Source organism: Pseudoflavonifractor sp. AF19-9AC (assembly GCF_003478995.1).
Taxonomy (GTDB): Bacteria; Bacillota; Clostridia; order Oscillospirales; family Oscillospiraceae; genus Lawsonibacter.
In genome coordinates this window covers 24,851-41,429 of record NZ_QUGI01000012.1, presented here as the reverse complement: position 1 = coordinate 41,429, position 16,579 = coordinate 24,851, and the positions used below count along the sequence as shown (strand labels likewise).

Genomic DNA, 16,579 nt, shown 5'->3' with positions numbered 1-16,579 from the left:
CGGGGGGAGTTGGTGTGGACGGCCATGCCCTCCTGAACGGGGTTGTTGCAGGCGGTGACCATGGCACGCTCGCCTTCCACCTCCACGCAGCACACCCGGCAGGCGGCAATCTCGTTGATGCCCTTCAGGTAGCACAGGTGGGGGATGTGGATGTCGGCCTGCCGGGCGGCCTCCAGAATGGTGGTGCCCTCGGGCACCTGGACGGGGCGGCCGTCAATGGTGAGGTTTACCATTCTCTGCTCCTCCCTCCCTTGAAGATTCCGTAGCCGAAGTGGTCGCAGCGCAGGCAGCGGCTGGCCTCCTGGGTCGCCTCCTCACAGCTCATGCCCTCCTTGAGCAGTTCGAAGCTGCCCCGGTAGTCGTTGAGGTGCCGGTTTTTCAGATTGACCCGGCCGCAAGGCGGGGTGTTGGTCAGGTGGGCAGGGGGAATGTCCACCTCGCAGTGCATTTTATGGTCAAAGCCCAGGAAGTTGTCGATGTTGGCGGCAGCCACCTTGCCCGCCGCCACGGCGCGGATGACGGTGGCAGGACCGGAAACGGCGTCGCCGCCGGCAAAGACGTTGTCCACCCCGGGCACCGAACTGGTGAGGTCGGCCTGGATGGCACCCCGGCGGGTGGTAACGCCCACCGCCTCAAAGGGCTGGGCCACGATGGCCTGGCCGATGGCCACGATAACGTAGTCGCAGGGGATGCGGAACTCCTTCTGGTCCGCGTCCACGGGGCGGGGCCGTCCGTCCTTCCCGTAGGAGGTGATGAGCTGGGGACGGGTCCACAGGGCGGCCACCTTGCCGTCGGGACCGGCCTCAATGCGGGCGGGGGCCTGGAGGGGCAGAATCTGGCAGCCCTCGGCCATGGCCTCCTCAATCTCCTCGGCAAGGGCGGTCATGTCCTCCACCCGGCGGCGGTACACGCAGGTGACCTGCTGGGCCCCCAGGCGCAGGGCGGTGCGGGTGGCGTCCATGGACACATTGCCGCCGCCGATGACACATACCCGCTTGCCGGTGAAGTCGGGCACCCGGCCCTCGCCGATGTTGCGCAGCAGCTCCACGGCGCTGACCACGTTCTCCGCCTCCTCGCCCCCCAGCCCCAGCTTCTTGTCGGTGTGGGCGCCGATGGCGATATACACCGCGTCATAGCGCTTCTGGAGCTCCTCCATGTCCATGTCCAGGCCGATGGAGACGCCGGTGCGGACGGTGATGCCGGTGGAGAGAATGTGGGTGATATCCCGGTCCAGCACATCCTGGGGCAGGCGGTAGTCGGGAATGCCGTAGCGCAGCATGCCGCCCAGTTTGGGGCGCTGCTCATACACGGTGACCTTGTGGCCCATGAGGGACAGGTAGTAGGCCGCGGTGAGGCCGCCGGGACCGCCGCCGATGACGGCCACCCGCTTCCCAGTGTCAGCCGCCCTGGAGGGCGCGGACAGGTCGGGGGAGTGGTCCACGGCGTAGCGCTTGAGCCCGCAGATGTTCACGCTGTCATCCACCATCCGCCGCCGGCACTGGGCCTCGCAGGGGTGCTCGCACACATAGGCGCACACGGCGGGGAAGGGGTTATCTTTACGGATGAGGCGCACCGCGTCCTCGTACCGCCCCTCCCGGACCAGGGCCACGTAGCCGGGGATGTCCACGTGGGCGGGGCAGGTGGACACGCAGGGCACCGGGTGGCTTAGCCCGCAGATGCACCGGCCGTGGAGGATGTGCTCCTCATAGTCCTCCCGGAAGCCCCGAATGCCCAGCAGCACCATATTGGCTGCTTCGAAGCCGATGGCGCAGTCCGCCGAGTCGGCAATGACCCGGGCGGTGCGCTCAATGAGGTCGATGGTCTCCAGGGTGGCGGTGCGGTCCAGCACCTGCTCAATGAGTACGGCCAGCTGGCCCAGCCCGATGCGGCAGGGCACGCACTTGCCGCAGGTCTGGGCATGGCACAGCCGCAGAAAGTTCAGCGACATGTCCACCGGGCACAGCCCGGGCTGGCTGGCGCTGATGCGCCGGCCCATATCCCGGTACAGGCCGCTCAGTACGGTCTGGGTCTGGCCGGGGGTCTCAATAGCTAATCGACTCAATGTAAATGCTCCTCCTTGTCGCGGATTTGCAACAACATGGTACGCTTGCTCAAATCAGCATTAGTGCTTATGGCCGCAACTAATTAGACACTCTTGCCCTCTTTCGAAATACTTCTCCGGCAATCAGGAAGACGATTAACAGAACAACGCTGATGCCGAAGACCAGCTTAGGATTGCTGATAACCAGCATAGGCATAATAAGAAGATAAGGGAGCGAATAGCTGTAGCCTAGGGTGCAGGACGCTGCAACCGTTTCGGCGGCTACTGTTTTATGATCCGGATCTACTACCTTTGCCAGTAGCAGGCCGGTGGAGAGCAACCCCATGTAGGCACCGTACTGCGCCACGGCGGAAGCAAACCAATCCTGGGGACACCAGCGCTTGGAAAAGAAAATGGAGACCCAGGTTGTTGCGGCAATAACCACCACGGAAATGACCACAATAGGCAGCAGATAAGAGACAAAGGCCTCGATTGAAGTGGTGGCCACAGCAGAAGTGATAAGGTACTCCAGAGAAACATTGGAAATACGCTCAATGGTGTCGCGGTCAATAAACCGATGAAGCGCGGGAATTCGGCCGATAATGATTCCAAATACGCCGCTGCAGAACAGGGAAGTGGATAAAAGAGGAAGATTTTCCCAAAACGGATCAATGCTGATTAAAAAGTTTCGGAGCCAAAGGGCACAGGCGACAACAAGACCCACAAAGGCCAGCTGAAGGGTAAACGGGTCCACCGATGAGGATTTGGACACCGCGCTTCCAATGGAGGGCCGCTTTCCAAGGGCAATGTATCCGGTACGGAACTCCTCGGGCAAATCGGCCAACGAAGCGGTGGTGTGCTTAATCAGGCCCTTCCGAATGCCAATATTGACCATTACAATGCCGAACACAATTCCGCAGACCACGCCTATGGTGGCGATGGTGATAGCGACCGGCACGGCATTGGTCCAATAGCCCTCCTCCTCAAAGATGGTCGCGACAGGAACAGACCAGCCAATGCCTCCGTAAAGGGCAAAGAGCGGAATCAGTCCGAAGCCAATGGGAACAACGGCCTGAAAGAAGAAGGCCACAATCATACCCAGAACTGCCTGAGCCTGATGGGCGACGCCGCCCACCAGGGTTGCCGCCACCGCTTGCTTGGTGATTTTTTCCATGGACTCGCCCAAAAACGAGCAGGCAAAGGTGACGGCCAGCAGCACGCCGGACCACTCGCTGATGCTGGCGGTATAGGTCATATGTACGGGCGAGTACAGCCCCAGAATCTGAGGCCCGATTATGAGACCTACCAGGCCTCCGATGATGGATGCGGGGAGGAAGAGACACTGAAACAATTTGACTTTCATGCGAAGAAAATATCCGATGGCCAGTAGAATGCTGATAACTGCAAAGTCATGGGCGACATCCATTAAAGTCATATTCTTCCCTCCTACATAGAAAATAGTGGGAGCCGGCACCGGTGGGCTGTAAGGCCCAGCATCCGTGCCGGTTCCCGGTAAATTTAAAGTTCTTTGTTCCAAAACTCAGGAAATTGCCATTCTTATGCCCTTGATATAGGTGTATTCCTCCAGGGAATACCGGCTTCCGTCCTTCCCTATTCCGCTGTTTTTACAGCCGCCGTGGGGAACCGCCGGTCCGGTTCCGGGGCCGTTTACATTGACGATGCCGAACTGGAGACCGCGGGTCAGCCGGTAGACTTGGCTCAGGTCGGTGGACCAGATGTAGGAGGAGAGGCCGTATTCGGTGTCGTTGGCCAAGCGGATGGCCTCCTCCTCCGTATCATAGGGCAGAAGGGCGAGAATGGGGCCGAAGACCTCCTCGCGGAACACCCGCATATCCGTGGTGACGCCGGTAAGAATGGTGGGCAGGAAATAGAATCCGGACGCTTTGTCTGCGGGCCGGGTTCCGCCGCACGCCACACTGGCCCCCTTCTCTACCGCGTCCGCCACCAGCTGCTCCATCCGGGCAACCGCCGCCTCGTCAATCAGCGGACCGGTGTTGGCCTGCTCATCCAGCGTGCCGCACTTCGCTCCCGAGGCAATCTCCGTGCACAGCGCCAGAAATTCCCGGTACACGCTCCGGTGAACGAAGGCCCGCTGGGGCGCCACGCAGGTCTGACCCGCGCAGCGCATTTTGTTCCCGATCACATGGGCCGCGGCGGCGCTCAGGTCTGCCGAAGGCGTCACAATGACAGGGGCGTTTCCCCCCAGTTCCATGGAGAAGCGCTTCACGCTGGTGGCAGAATCCCGCACCATGCGCAGACCGCCGGCGGTGGAGCCGATCATGGTAATCATAGCGGGAATGGGACTCTCACACAGCGTGGTCCCGATTTCTTTGGCATCCCCGGCCACAAAATTGATTACGCCCTTCGGAAATCCAATGCGGTGCAGAATTTCGCCGAAGTAGAGGGTGGAAAGGGGCGTTTTGGTGGCGGGTTTAATGACGGCGGTACATCCCGACGCCAGAATGGGACCAAGCTTGGTGGCCAGGTTGTGCATGGGGAAATTCCAGGCCAGCGCGGCCACCACCACCCCCACGGGCTCCCGCACGGCCAGAAACATGTTTTTTCCGCCGGCGGCGTCCCGAATGCCCTGGGCATGCTCGCTTTTCGCCTGTTCCAGGAAGAAGCTGAGGTAGCCGGTCAGACTGCCGGTCTCAAAGGCCGCGTGGGAACGCAGCTTCCCGCTCTCCAGCATGAGCAGCGTCAGGAGGTTCTCACTCTCCTGAAGTACGGCGTCCCGCAGCTTCATCATCCAGGCGCCCCGCTCCTCCAGGGTCAGCCCGCTCCATGCGGGGAAGGCGTCACGGGCGGCCTCCAGAGCCAGCTGAGCCTGCTCCCGGGAGGCCAGGGCCACCTGGGCCACCGGTTCCCCGTTGCCCGGACAGCAAATTTGTGTCGTTCTCCCCTGGCCGGCGACCAGTTCGCCGTTGATGTACTGGAGAAAGTTATTGGTTGGAAGGGAATACATAAGGTTGCCCCCCTTTTTCTCAGCTGTAAATGTGGATCTTGGAAATGGCCTCGTCCAGCGCCTGCTTTTCCTGTGCGGTCAGCTCCCAGGCGGCGGCGGCACAGTTTTCCTCCGCCTCCGCCGCGTTGCCCACGCCGGTGAGGACGGTGTGCATGTAGTCATGGGCAAGGGCCCAGTTAATGGCCACCTGTGCCACCGTGGCTCTGTGGGCCTCGGCAATGCCGTCCATGACCTTCAGCAGCGCCTGGATCTGGGAGAAGCCGGGCTCGGTGAACATGGGGCCGTAGAAAGAGGCGCGCATATCGCCGTGGCCAAAGGTGGGCACCTCCCGGAACTGGCCGGTGAGGATGCCCCCGCCCAGAGAGCCGTAGCCCATTGTGCCGCATCCCTGGCCGGCATAGTACTTCAGAACATCCTCCTTGGTGCGGTTGACCATATTGTAGGGATACTGGACAATATCCAGAACGCCGTCCGCCAGCAGGCGGTCTGCCAGGTCGCGCTCCAAATTAGACATACCCAGGAAACGCACCTTCCCCGCGTCCTTCAGCTCCTTCATGCAGCCGATGGTCTCCTCAATGGGGGTCCCCACCCGGTCATCCCAGTGCATCAGGTAGCCGTCAATGTAATCGGTTTGGAGCCGCTTCAGACTGGCGTCAATGGACTTCAGCATGTTTTTGCGGCTGGAATCCTTAATGGTACCCTTGTCACTGTCATTGGGATCCACAAACTCACTGCCAAATTTGGTGATCAGAAATACCTTGTCCCGGTATCCGCCCTGCAGGGCCTTGCCCAGAATCTCCTCAGAGCCGCCGGAGGCGTAGATGGGGGCGGTATCCACAATGTTTACGCCGCAGTCAATCATGGCGTGCACCGCCGCTACGGCGTCTTCCTGGGTAACGGCGCCAAACTGCTTGCCGCCCAGCGCCCAGGTGCCCAGACACAAAACGGAAACATCCTTTCCTGTACTGCCGAATTTCTTGTAACGCATACAAAGCACTCCCTTCCAGTTTTTGTCTTAGATTTCAAACAAAGCGTTTTTTATGCCTTCCCAAATACGTCAATTTGTTCCAGCTCGTCCTCCGTCAGTCCGTAGTCTCTCAGCGCACTCTCCGGCGTAATATACCCCTCCTCCAAATCGTGGACAATGAGGGCGCGATCCCGCTCCATAGGATCCCCGTAGCCGCCGGCCCCCGGCATCTGGCAGCGGAGCACCCCGTTGGCCTTCAGGGTCGTTCCGGACTTCTTGGAGTCAATGACCGCCTCTTCCTCTGTTCCGGGGTAGATGGTAATGACACCGGGCAGGCCCGGCTTTCCGCCGAACAGACCCCAGGGCGGCGTCTTTTGGCGGTCGGCCTTAATGGTAAACTGGCTGTCGTGGCCCAGGACCCGAATATCCTTGCGCATGGACAGGCCGCCGCGGAATTTGCCCGGGCCGCCGGAATCGGGTACCAGGGTATATTGCTCCACCATATAAGGGAACTCGATCTCCATACTCTCAATGGGGAGGTTGGAGGTGTTGGTCATGTGAACCTGGACGCAGCTCAGACCGTCTTTGTTGAACCGGGCGCCGGATCCGCCGCCGAAGGTCTCCATATAGACGTAGTACTCATAGGTCTTGGGATCCACGCCGCCGAAGTAGACGCCGGTGATGGAGCTGTTGCTTCCCGCCATCACCTTGTGGGGCACAACCTGGGACATGGCCCCAAACACCATATCCGCCACCCGCTGGGCGGTATCGCTCCGGCCGGCGCAGGCGGCCGGCTCGGTGCAGCCCAGGATACAGCCCGGACGCGTCTTGATCTGGATGGCCCGGTAGTACCCTCCGTTGGCGGGGAGCGAGGGGTCCACAATACTGCGCACACCGTAGTAGACGGCGGCCCGAAGGGCGGACAGGGGGAGATTGATGGCGCCCTTTACCTGGTCCGGGTTGTCGGTAAAGTCCAGGGCAATGTCCTGATCCTTGATCTCCACCGTGACAGACAACTTGATGGGGCCGCTGCCCACGCCGTCGGAGTCCAGATAGTCGGAGAAGGTGTGCACGCCGTTGGGAATCTCCGCCAGAGCCATGCGGATCTTCCGCTCGGAGTAGTCCAGCAGCTCCTCCATGCAGGCGGTGACAGTGGCGGTGCCGTAGCGGGTGCACACATCCTCCACCCGCTGCACGCCCTTGCGGTTGCAGGCAAACTGGGCGTTCAAGTCGCCCCGGCGGATGTGGTTGACCCGGCAGTTGAGGAGGATGAGGTTGAGGATGTCCTCCACCAACTCCCCCTTCTGGAAAATCTTCACCGGGGGAATCCGGATGCCCTCGGCGTAGATGGAGTCGGAGTCGGCGGCGTTGGAGCCGGGGACTCGGCCACCCACGTCGTTGTGGTGGGCGATGTTGGCAACATAGGCCACTACCTTGCCCTCGTAAAAGACGGGGGAGGCCACGGCGATGTCGGGCAGGTGGGTGCCGCCGCCGTTATAGGGGTCGTTGGCGATAAACATGTCTCCGGGATGGATCTGGTCGGGAGTGAAATTCTTTTTGATCTCTCCGATCAGGCCCAGCAGGGAGCCCAGGTGCATGGGGATATGTTCGGCTTGAGCGATGGTGTGCCCTTCCGCGTCGAACAGCGCGCAGGAGCAGTCCTTGCGCTCCTTGATGTTGGTGGAATATGCGGACTTGACCAGGACTGCGCCCATCTCCTCGGCGATGGACATAAAGGTGTTTCCAATGACCTCCAGCAGGATACCGTCAATTTTCACGCCTCGTCGCCTCCTTTCCCGTCGCCAAAGGCATTTACAATCAGATTGCCGTGGATATCTACCTCAAACCAGGTGTTGGGCGGAATGACTGTGGTGGAGTCCATCTGCTCCACAATGCACGGGCCGTCCACGCGGGGACAGCGGCCGAATTTGCTTCTGTCGTAGACGGGGCAGCGAACCAGACCCGACTCCTCGAAGTAGACATCCCGATGGTCTATCACCGCTCCGGAGGGAGTCTCCATGTGCTCAGTCAGCTCGGCCAGTCGGGGCTTCTGCACCTGACCGATGGCCTCGCTGCGGAAGTTGACAAACTGAACGGGGGCGTTGGGATTGTAATAGCCGTAGTTCATCTCGTGGGCCCGGAAGAAATCTTCCTTCATTCGGTCCAGGTCCGCCTGATCCACCAGACCGGCGGGAATTTCCACCTGGAGCTCGTAGTTTTGTCCCACGTACCGCATCTCGGCCACGTTGTGGAACTGGCGCCGCTGCTCCGGGACGTTTTCCGAGGCCAGCCACCGGCTACCCTCCTCCATCAGCGGCAGAACTGCCTGGTTAATCTGCTCGGGCGTCGCCTGGTCGTAGGGGATGAGGGCGGTTTTCACATAGCTCTTTTTGATGTCTGCCGTCAGCAGACCCAGAGCGCACAGAGCGCCGGGGGCGGGGGGGATGAGCACCGTGCGGATGCCCATCTCCTGGGCCAGGTGGACGGCGTGGAGGGGACCGGCGCCGCCGTAGGCCACCAGGGTGAAATCAGAGGGGTTATGGCCTTTTTCCACGGTAATCACACGGATGGCCCGGGCCATGTTGGAGTTGACGACGCTGATGACGCCCTGGGCCGCTGCCTCCACGGAGAGCCCCATAGGGTCGGCGATTTGCTTTTTCATGGCCGCCCGGGACAGTTGGGCGTCGATTTTCAGCCGGCCGCCCAGTACGTAGTGGGGATTGATCCGCCCCAACACCAGATTGGCATCGGTGACCACGGGTTGTTCATTGCCCAGGTTATAGGCTACCGGCCCGGGATTGGCGCCCGCGCTCTCTGGCCCCACCTTCAGTGCGCCCGCGTTGTCGATGTGGGCGATGGAGCCGCCGCCGGCGCCTACCGCGTGGACATCGATCATGGGCACGCCGGAGGGCAGGCCACACACCTTGCGCTTGGTAGTGTATTCCGCGATTCCACCCTTTACCAGGGACACATCCGTGCTGGTTCCGCCCATATCATAGGTGATGATGTCCTGGAACCCCGCCGCCTTGGCAATGTAAATGGCGCCCATGACCCCTGCGCTTGGGCCGGACAGGGCCGTCTGGACAGGGGTCTGAATGGTGGAGGAGATAGACATGACGCCGCCGTTGGACTGGGTGATGTAGGGCTCCACCCTGACACCCACTTGGCGGATGCGATCCTGCAGGTTGTGGATGTACATCTTCATCCGGGGGCCCAGATAGGAGTTGATCACCGTGGTGCTGAGACGTTCAAACTCCCGGAACTCCGGAAGAATGGTGGAGGAGACGGAGCAGTAGACCTCGGGCCAGGTCTCCTTGATGCACTGCTCTACAATTCGCTCGTTTTCCGGGTTCAGGAAGGAGAACAGGAAGCATACCGCCAGCGACTCCACACCCTTTCCCTTCAGCTGGCTGAGTACCCGCAGCACCTCGTCCCGATTTACCTTCCGGAGGATGGTGCCGTCGGCCATGGTGCGCTCGTCCACCTCGCAGCGAAGCGCGCGGCGCACCAGGGTCTCTGGTTTGTCCTCCATAATATCATACAGGGAGGGGCGTGTCTGACGGCCGATTTCCAGCAGGTCCCGGAAGCCCTTTGTGGTGATCAGAGCGGTCTTCGCGCCCTTGCGCTCAATAATCATGTTGGTTGCAACCGTGGTGCCGTGGCCAAAATACTCCAGCTGCTCCACCGGGACCCCGTAGAGCGCCAGAGTCTCTTTTGTCCCGTTTGCAATTGCTTCTGACTGGTCATGCAAAGTGGAGGAAAGCTTATAGGTGTAGTAGGCTCCTGTTTCTGAGTTCAGCAACGTGACATCGGTAAAGGTACCACCTACGTCAATACCGATTCGATACATTGGCTCACACTCCTTTGACCGTTTAAAATTATATGGTTCGTCTGAATATATACATACAATACTGACCTATGCGTACAGTATATATCATGAATTTTGCGTATGTCAATATATTCAATCTGGATATTAAACAATAAATTAAACAAAATAGCCAAAACAAAACTAGCCATATTGCCGTATTGAATGCGAAAATGTACTATGATATACTTTTTTTGCCGAGCAAATATCCTATAACGCAGAACCTCTTAAAGGAAAAAATAGGGGGGAATACGCTGCGCCAGGGTGCCTGATCTACAAAATGTATGAGAAGAAACATTTTTTGACCTAGCGAATACTGCTGTATGGGGGTTTCTTTATGGGCGAAAAAATAAAAAATCGCAGCGAGCTTCTTTCGCACGGACACCGGCGTTCCCGGCAGACAGTTCTTGATATTACTGACGCCGCGCTGGAAGAACTGGATGCCTACGGGCGGATTCGCTCCATTTTAAAATGTGAGGGAAATCTGCTGAGGATTGGAGATCGCTGTTGGGATCTGGACCGCAAGCGAAACGTCTACCTCATCGGTGCGGGAAAGGCGTGCAACGCCATGGCTATGGCGGTGGAGGATGCGCTGGGCGAGCGCCTGACCGACGGGATCGCGGTGGTCAAAATTCTGGAGCCTGGGGACCGGTTTGTGCGTACCAGGGTTCGGATTGGCGGACATCCGATTCCCAACCAGGCCGGCTACGAGGCCTGCCTGGAGATTTTGGACCTCATTGACCGGGCCGGGCCGGAGGATCTATTCCTGTGTGTGATGAGCGGAGGCTCGTCGGCACTGATGAGCTGTCCGGTGGACGGAATTTCCCTAGAGGATGAGCAAAAGACCACGGATATTCTGCTGAAATCCGGCGCCGGAATCCTGGAGATCAACGCGGTGCGCCGCCACATCTCCCGCATGAACGGAGGCAGGATGGCCCAGCGGATTGCGGACCGGGGGGCGGAACTCATCGGCTTCAACATCAGCGATTCCGTGTCCAATCCGCCCACCAGGGACATTTCCATGCCTTGGGAGCACTACTGCGGCACGCCCATGGGCCCGGACCAGACCACCCTTCAGGACGCTCTGGCCTGCATCGAAAAGTACGATCTCCACAGCCGCCTGCCAGCGTCCGTGACCCGGTATCTCGCCTCCTGCGGCCCTGCCGGCGAGACGCCCAAAGCCTTTCCCCAAAATACATACTATCAAATCAACACCTTGCCGGACAGCGCTGCGGCCGCACAGCGCGCGGCGGAACAGCTGGGCCTGCGCACGGTGGTGCTCTCTACCTTCATCGAGGGAGAGGCCAGGGATATGGGGACGCTGATGGCCGCCATCGCCAGAGAAATACAGGCCTATCACCGCCCGGTGCCGCCCCCCTGCGCCCTCATATCCGTAGGGGAGTCGGTCACCACCATTCCGGAGGACTGTGTTATTACCGGGCATGGCGGACCGTCCCAGGAGATGGCACTCAGCTTTGCGGTGTCCGCCGCAAAAACCAGGGGTGCCTGTCTGCTCTCCATTGATACCGAGGGGACGGACGGCACCACCGTATGCGCGGGCGGCATCACCGATTCTGACAGCCTAGCGGATATGGAGAGAGCCGGCGTGGACATCTACGGTGCTCTGCGGGGGCATGCCAGCTTTGAGGCGCTCTCCGCTGCGGGCTGCGTAGTCATGACCGGCAATACCGGCACCAACCTGTGTGATCTGAATATTATGTATGTACCCGTTCCAGAGAAGGAAGAGGAGAAATGATGATGAATACCGTAATTCAGAAAATTTCCGCCCGTCAGGTATTGGACTGCAAAGCGCGACCCATGCTGGAGGTGGACGTGTTTACGCAGGACGGCAGCATGGGCCGGGGCGCCGCGCCCACCGGAACCTCGGTAGGAGCCCATGAGGCATTTGTCCTCCGGGACTATGATGTAAACGAGTTTAACGGCTTGAGTGTCCACAAGGCCGTAAATACAGTGGAAACGGTCATTGCTCCGGCACTGCTTGGAATGGATGCAGCCGATCAGCGGGCAATTGACCAGCGTATGCTGGAGCTGGACGGAACGGAGAACAAGGAGCGACTGGGCGGCAACTCCATTTACAGCGTCTCCATCGCCTGCCTGCGCGCTGCGGCTGCTGCCCACAAGATGCCGGTGTACCGCTATCTTCGGGGAGGAGCGCTGACCAACATCCCTCTGCCTACCTTCAATGTGATTAACGGCGGACGCTATCCCCAGCTGACTCAGCCCTTTAACGAATTCATGCTGGCCCCCTGGAAGGCCGACTCGGTGGAGGAGGCCGTGGAACTGGCGGTGAAGGTCTATCAACGCCTGGAACAGGTGATCAGCCGGTATTTGGGAGGCAAAAAGCCCTTCCTGGGCGGGTCCTACGGCTGGGCGGCTCCTAGCGATGACCCCGATGTTGTCCTGCAGCTGATGGCTCAGGCGGTGGAGGAGTGCGGCTGCGCGGATAAAATGGCCTACTGCTTGGATTGCGCCTCCAGCGAAATGTACGACAGACACACGGATACCTATCTCTACGGCTCCCGCCGGGTCTCTCGAGAGGAGCTGATCGACCACGCCGCCGAGCTGATTCGGAAGTATCCCATCTTGTTCATTGAGGATCTGCTGGCGGAGGACGATTGGGATGGATTTGTTCAGGCCCATCAGAAGCTGAAGGGGGTCAAGCTGATCGGCGACGATTTCATTGTGACCAACCGCCGGCGGCTCCAGAAGGCCTATGAGTGCCATGCGCTGGACGGATTCATCCTAAAACCCAACCAGGTGGGCACCATCACTGAGGCCCTGGATACCCACGCCTACGCCCAGAGCAGCGGTCTGCTTACCATCCCCTCCGGCCGTTCCGGCGGGGCTGTGGGCGATATTGTGGCCGACTTGGCGCTGGCCCTGGAGGCACCCATTTCCAAAAACGGGGCACCCAAGTCCGGAGAGCGGCTGGACAAAATCAACTCCCTGCTCCGCGCCAGCAGCGACAACCCCGCCAGCCATCTGTGGAATCTGACGGAGATATTCCGTCCGCTCTGCCTCCAACACGCTTAAAAACGCACAGAACCGTTAAAAAATTTGCCGCAACCTCGGACTCTCTTGTCAAAAACGATAAAATACGCTATAATTAAGCTATCATTTCTAGCAGAGACGGTGTTTGCGGCTGATCGGGAAAGTGACGCTGCATCAGGAAGGATAGGGTTCTATGACAGATTTCCAACAGCAGATCCGAAATGCGTATGAGCATTTGACCAACATCCAGCGGACCATCGCAGATTACTTTCTGGAACATCTGGATACGATTCCGTTTAAAAGGCTGGAGGAGTTGGCAGATCTGATTGGGGTCAGCACCACCTCCGTGATTCGATTTACCCGCAGCATCGGCTATCAGGGTTACGGCGATATGCAACAGGAACTGCAGCAAAGTATTTTGGGAAAAGCCAGCTTACCGGAACGGCTCAAAAGCTCCATACAGGCAGAAGGGGATAACCACCTGCTCCTGCGTACATTTCAGACGGATGTCGATAATATTCAAGAGACCTTGTCTGTCTTATCTGAAACGGTTTTGTCGGAAACGGTGTCCTCTATTGTTCAGGCAAGAAATGTCTATATCATTGGAATTCGCGGCAACTTTTCTGTGGCTCACTATTTGGGGTACCGCTTGGGACAGATTAAGCCCGGAGTACACTTGGTGGACGGGATTTCCATGGCCTATCCCGAGCAGGTCATAGGAATCCAGCCTGAGGATATCTGCATTGCATTTTTGACTCCCCGCTATTCAAAAATGACGGCCAATTTGGTTTCGTGGATCAAACGAAAAGGAATTAAAGTCATTTTGTTTACCAAAGCGGGAAACAAGGAGATTCACCCGTACGGAGATATCATTTTACCTTGTCAGACAACAGGTGTATCGTATAAGAGCTCATTGACGGCCTTGTTTTGTGTCTGCAATTATCTTTTAGCGGCAGTTGCACTGCAGGATCACGATCATGCAATGGATACTTTGGCGAATACAGAGGAATTACTGGGTCAAGGATTTTTCTTGGGTATTTAAAATGAAAGGGAAATAGCCTCGGAAAACTTTGTATGGACTAGTTTTCCTATAACCGGGAACGGGCGCAGGAGGAGCAATAAAAATATCTGGAGCTCTCCAGAAACAGAGGCTCCCTATGTTTGACCCACACGCTGACCCACACGGGGAAAGGACTGTACGGAACCAACGGAACAAAGAGTGCCGCCGGCCTCATCCTTTTGGAGCAAAAATGGCCGGAAAGCGTTGAAAATCAAGGGATGGAAGGCTCCCAACCAGTTGGTAAGGATGAGGTCGGCAGTTCGAATCTGCCTAGCAGCTCCAAAAATCCTCGAGAATTTCGGTTTTCGAGGATTTTTTGTTTTTTAAACTGTGTGAATCATTTCAGCTGCGGGAAAAGAGCGAACACAATACAAGCGCACTAGATAGGAAGCGGTTCCTGTCTGGTGCGCTTTTTTCTTTCTGCTGCATTGTCTTTTCCGTAAAGCTGCCTATGGTGGCTGCCTCCTTGTCCTGTATGGTCTTGGTATTCGGCATTTTAGGACCTTTATTCCATCTTAATCGCATCGGCAGATTATTTATAAGTTCATTGTACCACTCATGATACGATAACAACAAATTGTGTATTCCCAATGATGGACAGGAGGAAAAGGCATATGGAGGAAGAAAAAAGAGGCCTGGAATATGCGTCAGCTTTTTCCAAAGATCTGGTTTCTCCGGGGAGATTAAAGATATTTTTTGGTTATGCGGCAGGTGTTGGGAAAACCTACGCCATGTTGGAGGCGGCCCATCAGGCGCAAAAAGAGGGAATTGATGTTGTGGTGGGCTATGTAGAGCCCCATGCCAGACCGGACACACTGGCACTTCTGAATGGACTGGAGGTCTTGCCCGGCAAAGAGATCGACTACCGAGGAATCAAACTAAAGGAGCTTGACCTGGATCAAGCGCTGCAAAGAAAGCCGCAGCTGATTCTGGTAGACGAGTTGGCCCACCAGAATGTACAGGGCTGCCGCCACACAAAGCGGTATCAAGATGTGGAGGAATTGCTTCAAGCCGGGATCAATGTGTATACCACAGTAAATGTGCAGCATCTGGAGTCGCTGAACGATTTGGTGTCGTCGATTACGGGAATCGCAGTGAATGAGCGGATCCCGGATCATGTTTTTGACCGGGCCAACCAAGTCGAACTAGTGGATCTTGAGCCCGATGAATTGGTAAAGCGGCTTCAGGCAGGGAAAGTATATCGGCAGCGCCAGGCAGAACAGGCCCTTCAGAATTTTTTTACCCCAGAGAATCTGGCCGCTCTGCGTGAAATCGCGATGCGTCGTACCGCAGACCAGCTGAATCACACAGCCCTTCAGGAGGGGAAGGGAAAAAGCGCAAAGGCGGGAGAACACATTTTGATTTGTCTGTCCTCCGCTCCGTCCAATGCCAAGGTAATCCGGACAGCAGCGCGTATGGCGGAAGCCTTCCATAGTGGATTTACCGCACTGTTTGTGCAGACACCGGAAACGAAGGAGCTTTCGGGAGAAAATCTGAAACGCCTTCGCAGCAATCTGCGTTTGGCCGAAGAGCTGGGAGCGCAGATTGCCACCGTCTATGGGGCGGACCCTGCGGGGCAAATTGCGGAATATGCTCGGGTCAGCGGTGTAACTAAAATCGTGATGGGCCGTATGAACCACAAGCAGAATTTTCTTACTGGGAAGAAGAGCTTGGCGGATCGGCTGATTGAATTAACGGAGCTGGATATCTATATTATCCCGGATCATCAGCCCTTGTATAAAAAGCGTATGGGCAGAATTCGGATGTCCAGCCCGCGTTTTAGCTGGAAGGATACTGGCATTATGCTGCTATCTCTGGCCGTATCCACTGTGGTGGGCCTGGGATTTTTCTATGCGGGATTCAGCGAGTCAAACATGATTCCGGTGTATATTCTGGGGGTGCTGCTTACAGCCGTTTGGACGGGCAGCCATTTTTATGGAACGATTGCGTCTATGTTAAGCGTTGCCGCGTTCAATTTCTTTTTTACCGTTCCTCGGTTTACCTTTCAAGCCTATGACCCCAGCTACCCGGTCACATTTCTGATTATGCTCTGTTCCAGTATGATTGCCAGTTCCTTGGCCAGCCGGGTAAAAGCGCAGGCGCGCTTGGCTGCGGAAAAAAGCTATTATACAGAGCTGTTGCTGGAGAGCAGTCAGAAATTGCAAAAGGGACATACGGAGTGGGATTGTCTGCGCATTGCGGCGGAGCAGCTGAATCGGATGTTTGACCGGCCCGTTCTTTACACGTTGAATAAAGCGGGAGGACCCTTAAATTTCCGGATTGAGCCGGAAGATGAAACGGCTGTGTTGGCCGGATTAAATTCAGAAGATCTGGGTGTGGCCAAGTGGGTACAGAAAAACAATAAGCATGCAGGGGCGACTACGAATACACTGCCTGACGCCAAATGGCTGTTTCTGTCGGTGCGAGGAATGCAAAGCGTGATGGGCATTGTGGGAATTCCTATTGTGGGATATTCTGTCCCGGATGCATTTGAGAAAAATCTGATGATTGCGATTCTGAGTGAATGTGGTTTGAGTCAGGAGCGAATCCGGCTGCAGGAAGAACGAAACCGGGCAGAGCTTCAAGCGCAGACCCGAATTGCGGAGTAAAGGTGCCTCCCGAAAACAGCTCGACATTAACGCTACGTT

The 16,579-nt window shown here is 57.5% G+C and carries 11 protein-coding genes; 4 read left to right on the top strand and 7 right to left on the bottom strand.

The window, feature by feature from the left end; genetic code table 11:
* The 7 genes from DWX58_RS14940 to DWX58_RS14910 form a co-directional block, all read right to left on the bottom strand.
* Nucleotides 1-233: 2Fe-2S iron-sulfur cluster-binding protein (locus DWX58_RS14940; RefSeq protein WP_147382284.1), on the bottom strand; the 233-nt coding region annotated here is incomplete at its 3' end.
* Nucleotides 227-2,062: an NAD(P)-binding protein gene (locus DWX58_RS14935; RefSeq protein WP_118645361.1), complete on the bottom strand. Its 1,836-nt coding sequence runs from the start codon at nucleotides 2,060-2,062 to the stop codon at nucleotides 227-229. The genes DWX58_RS14935 and DWX58_RS14940, both read right to left, overlap by 7 nt.
* A 79-nt stretch (nucleotides 2,063-2,141) precedes the next feature.
* Nucleotides 2,142-3,476 carry a sodium/glutamate symporter gene (locus DWX58_RS14930; protein WP_118645358.1) on the bottom strand — a complete coding sequence of 445 codons (1,335 nt, stop codon included), beginning with the start codon at nucleotides 3,474-3,476 and terminating at the stop codon, nucleotides 2,142-2,144.
* Between the two features lie 105 nt (nucleotides 3,477-3,581).
* On the bottom strand, nucleotides 3,582-5,027 hold the full coding sequence (locus DWX58_RS14925; RefSeq protein ID WP_118645355.1) for an aldehyde dehydrogenase family protein: 1,446 nt from the start codon (nucleotides 5,025-5,027) through the stop codon (nucleotides 3,582-3,584).
* 19 nt (nucleotides 5,028-5,046) lie between these two features.
* Nucleotides 5,047-6,015, bottom strand: coding sequence for an aldo/keto reductase (locus DWX58_RS14920; protein ID WP_118645352.1), 969 nt, complete (start codon nucleotides 6,013-6,015; stop codon nucleotides 5,047-5,049).
* A 50-nt stretch (nucleotides 6,016-6,065) separates the two neighbouring features.
* Nucleotides 6,066-7,772 carry a hydantoinase B/oxoprolinase family protein gene (locus tag DWX58_RS14915; protein ID WP_118645349.1) on the bottom strand — a complete coding sequence of 569 codons (1,707 nt, stop codon included), beginning with the start codon at nucleotides 7,770-7,772 and terminating at the stop codon, nucleotides 6,066-6,068.
* A complete protein-coding gene (locus DWX58_RS14910; protein WP_087397113.1) occupies nucleotides 7,769-9,844 on the bottom strand; it encodes a hydantoinase/oxoprolinase family protein in 2,076 nt (691 codons plus the stop codon). The genes DWX58_RS14915 and DWX58_RS14910 overlap by 4 nt, the downstream gene beginning before the upstream one ends.
* A 352-nt stretch (nucleotides 9,845-10,196) precedes the next feature.
* On the opposite strand from DWX58_RS14910, the gene DWX58_RS14905 reads away from it, so the two are divergent.
* The 4 genes from DWX58_RS14905 (at nucleotide 10,197) to DWX58_RS14890 (ending at nucleotide 16,540) form a co-directional block, all read left to right on the top strand.
* Nucleotides 10,197-11,615: a DUF4147 domain-containing protein gene (locus DWX58_RS14905; RefSeq protein ID WP_118645347.1), complete on the top strand. Its 1,419-nt coding sequence runs from the start codon at nucleotides 10,197-10,199 to the stop codon at nucleotides 11,613-11,615.
* Nucleotides 11,612-12,913: an enolase C-terminal domain-like protein gene (locus DWX58_RS14900; RefSeq protein ID WP_243093565.1), complete on the top strand. Its 1,302-nt coding sequence runs from the start codon at nucleotides 11,612-11,614 to the stop codon at nucleotides 12,911-12,913. The genes DWX58_RS14905 and DWX58_RS14900 overlap by 4 nt, the downstream gene beginning before the upstream one ends.
* Nucleotides 12,914-13,064: 151 nt before the next feature.
* Nucleotides 13,065-13,913: a MurR/RpiR family transcriptional regulator gene (locus tag DWX58_RS14895; RefSeq protein ID WP_118645341.1), complete on the top strand. Its 849-nt coding sequence runs from the start codon at nucleotides 13,065-13,067 to the stop codon at nucleotides 13,911-13,913.
* Nucleotides 13,914-14,545: 632 nt separating this feature from the next.
* Entirely contained in the window at nucleotides 14,546-16,540 is a 1,995-nt protein-coding gene (locus DWX58_RS14890; protein ID WP_118645338.1) for a DUF4118 domain-containing protein, read from the top strand.
* The last annotated feature ends 39 nt before the right edge of the window (nucleotides 16,541-16,579 follow it).

Coding starts and splice junctions, on each gene's coding strand:
- DWX58_RS14930 (WP_118645358.1), bottom strand. CDS start 3,476: ATGACTTTAATGGATGTCGCCCATGACTTTGCAGTTATCAGCATTCTA.
- DWX58_RS14925 (WP_118645355.1), bottom strand. CDS start 5,027: ATGTATTCCCTTCCAACCAATAACTTTCTCCAGTACATCAACGGCGAA.
- DWX58_RS14920 (WP_118645352.1), bottom strand. CDS start 6,015: ATGCGTTACAAGAAATTCGGCAGTACAGGAAAGGATGTTTCCGTTTTG.
- DWX58_RS14910 (WP_087397113.1), bottom strand. CDS start 9,844: ATGTATCGAATCGGTATTGACGTAGGTGGTACCTTTACCGATGTCACG.
- DWX58_RS14905 (WP_118645347.1), top strand. CDS start 10,197: ATGGGCGAAAAAATAAAAAATCGCAGCGAGCTTCTTTCGCACGGACAC.
- DWX58_RS14900 (WP_243093565.1), top strand. CDS start 11,612: ATGATGATGAATACCGTAATTCAGAAAATTTCCGCCCGTCAGGTATTG.
- DWX58_RS14895 (WP_118645341.1), top strand. CDS start 13,065: ATGACAGATTTCCAACAGCAGATCCGAAATGCGTATGAGCATTTGACC.
- DWX58_RS14890 (WP_118645338.1), top strand. CDS start 14,546: ATGGAGGAAGAAAAAAGAGGCCTGGAATATGCGTCAGCTTTTTCCAAA.